We start from the raw sequence: 2,645 nt of genomic DNA on the forward strand, positions 1-2,645 counted from the left end.
TATTTTGTTAAGTTTGTTGTGACTGAGGTGGCGAAGCTGACATTAAATTGCACAACAGCTTCTTGGCGCCAAACGTTACCAGCAATTAAAAAATGAGACAGCATTACAACATAGAATGGTTAATTGATAGATTTGAAAACGGAGATTCTTTCAAATTTCTGTACTTCTGGGGACATACAAAAAAACATGACCAAGAAGTGGGTAATTTCTGTTTTAGCCAATGGTTTGAGAGTTCTTTCAAGGTTAACGGACTAACTTATAAAACAACTGAACATTGGATGATGGCTCAGAAAGCTCTGTTGTTTGACAATAAAGAGATTTTTGAAAAAATAGTAAACAGTGATAAACCAGGAGAAGCAAAAGAACTTGGACGACAAGTAATTGGATTTGACGAAAACATCTGGACTGAAAATCGATTTGAAATTGTACGACTTGGAAACATTCACAAATTCAATCAAAACCGTGACTTAGGAGATTATCTTTTAAAAACTGGAAACAGAATTCTTGTAGAGGCGAGTCCTGTTGATACGATTTGGGGAATCGGATTGACCAAAGACAGTAAAGAGATTGACAACCTTTATGCATGGAGAGGTTTAAACTTGCTAGGGTTTGCTCTTATGGAAACACGTGATTTCTTAAATGACTTCGGATTTTTTACAGACTTGAAATGTGATTTAATTGCACCATGGATTAAATACCCTGACATAGATGATAAAGATATGTTTTGGGAAATGGGGAAAGGAGAGCAGTTTATGATTGAATTTTCTCAGACATATAATAAACTGACTGATAAAGAAAAAACTATTTTTAAACTGACAAATCCAGAGCCATATGATTGGAAAGGATTTTATGGCTAGAAAAATAAAAGCTGGTAACAATGTATAAAAAACATAAATGGCTCAGTGGTTTACGGAACGTTTGTACATTTAATCAGCTCCGCCAAATCTGCGATTTGACGGGTTGTTTTGAAACTTTAAATTTGTGTCAAAACGCAAATTTGGCTCTGTGCAACTTGACAGGTAAGAGCTTCGAAATCACTTACGTTTCTTATACTCAACGTTGGCAACTATAAAGCCTGTATTGGTGAGAAAACTTATACGATTGAATAAAAGTAAGAACCTAATAAAAAACAGAACTTAATTATGAGAAGAGTGCAACGGAAAGAAACTCAATTGTGGCTAAGAATGTTAGCATTTATTATTGATATCGTTATATTGAGAATGGTTCTTCTTCCAGTTATATCATATGGAATAGGATTTTTCATTAAATTCTTTGATGAAGAAAATCGTTTTCTTGAATTTTTGAAGACGCTTAATCAATCAGACAATATTCTAATTTCAGTTTTAGTTATTGGTTTCATTTTTATATTATACTGTATAATATTAGAAAGTTCAAGGTTCCAATCAACAATAGGAAAGTTATTCATGAGATTTAAGGTATCTTCACTAGAGCATGAAAGAATATCTTTTACACGTTCATTAAGTAGAAATTTACTGAAAATAATATCTATTTTAAGTTTAATTGGTGTTGGAATAATTGATATTTCTAAGAAAAGACAAGGTCTACATGATTTAATTGCACGAACTATTGTTGAAAGAATATAAAAATTACAGTTGCCAACAAAAAATACAAGGCATAAGCTGTCAGTATAAGTATGGTAGTTTAGTATATAAAATAAGTTCGCCGAAACTTTTGTTTCGGCTAGTGAAAGGAATAAATTTATAGCCAAACAAAAGTTACGGCTAAGTGGTATTTTGAGGTTCTGTTTATTAAATCAGCTCACAGCCTCGTATTCGTAACGTTGGGTGTTATATTACAATGCAGCTTTAAATAAAATTATATACTATGATATGTCCACATTGTAGAACAGCAGCTTTTTTTGAATGGAAAAGCACTGGACTAATTAAACAAATTAATGATTTAGGAATTGCATTAAGTTATGCAAGTTGTCCTAGTTGTGATAAACTTGTTGTTACATTGGATAGTGGACCTCTTGATTTTAATGACGATTATCCCCAATTTTTATATGATCATAGAGTTGGGGATTTAACAAGTACTGACCAAATACTTTACCCAACATCTAAGGATATCTTTAATTCTAAATATATCCCTTCGAAACATTATAATGACTATGAAGAATCGTATAAAGTTATTGGAATAAGCCCTAAAGCATCTGCAGCGCTAAATAGAAGAGTTCTTCAAAATATATTACGTGAACACTTTGGTATAAAGAAACGGAATTTATGTGATGAAATTGAGACGTTTATTCATATGGAGAATATTCCTTCACACATTACAGACGCAGTTGATGCGGTTAGGAATATTGGGAATATAGCCGCTCATCCAATTAAGAATCAGACTACGGGAGAAATTGTTGAAGTTGAGCCAGGAGAAGCTGAATGGTTATTAGAAGTTATAGAAGCTTTATTTGATTTTTGTTTTATTCAGCCTGAAAAAATAAAGAAAAGAAGAAACGAACTTAATGAAAAACTTAAGTCACTAGGGAAGCCTGATATGAAATAGAAAATACAACACCCAACACTTTGTATATATAATAGCCGAATCAGTACCCAGATTCAAGAACCTAGCGCAACAAATTAATATTTTAAATTTGTTGTTATGAATGGAAAAAACTACACACGTCT

3 protein-coding genes are annotated in these 2,645 nt (G+C 32.2%); all 3 read left to right on the top strand.

The features are described 5' to 3' along the window. Nucleotides 1–92 precede the first annotated feature (92 nt). The 3 genes from ybiA to QMO11_RS21780 all read left to right on the top strand — a co-directional run bounded on the left by ybiA (nt 93) and on the right by QMO11_RS21780 (nt 2,523). Nucleotides 93–857 (top strand): riboflavin biosynthesis intermediates N-glycosidase, encoded by a 765-nt coding sequence (gene ybiA / locus QMO11_RS21770; RefSeq protein ID WP_282040065.1) that lies wholly within the window; start codon nt 93–95, stop codon nt 855–857. A 285-nt stretch (nt 858–1,142) separates the two neighbouring features. Further along, nucleotides 1,143–1,604, top strand: a complete 462-nt coding sequence (locus QMO11_RS21775) for an RDD family protein (RefSeq protein WP_282040067.1) — start codon at nt 1,143–1,145, stop codon at nt 1,602–1,604. Between the two features lie 241 nt (nt 1,605–1,845). Continuing rightward, on the top strand, nt 1,846–2,523 hold the full coding sequence (locus QMO11_RS21780; protein ID WP_282040069.1) for a DUF4145 domain-containing protein: 678 nt from the start codon (nt 1,846–1,848) through the stop codon (nt 2,521–2,523). Nucleotides 2,524–2,645: the final 122 nt, after the last annotated feature.

Source organism: Saccharicrinis aurantiacus, assembly GCF_947489045.1.
GTDB classification, from domain to species: domain Bacteria; phylum Bacteroidota; class Bacteroidia; order Bacteroidales; family Marinilabiliaceae; genus Saccharicrinis; species Saccharicrinis aurantiacus.

Excerpts from the sequence above, each read along its gene's own strand:
- ybiA (WP_282040065.1), top strand. The coding sequence starts at position 93 with ATGAGACAGCATTACAACATAGAATGGTTAATTGATAGATTTGAAAAC.
- QMO11_RS21775 (WP_282040067.1), top strand. The coding sequence starts at position 1,143 with ATGAGAAGAGTGCAACGGAAAGAAACTCAATTGTGGCTAAGAATGTTA.
- QMO11_RS21780 (WP_282040069.1), top strand. The coding sequence starts at position 1,846 with ATGATATGTCCACATTGTAGAACAGCAGCTTTTTTTGAATGGAAAAGC.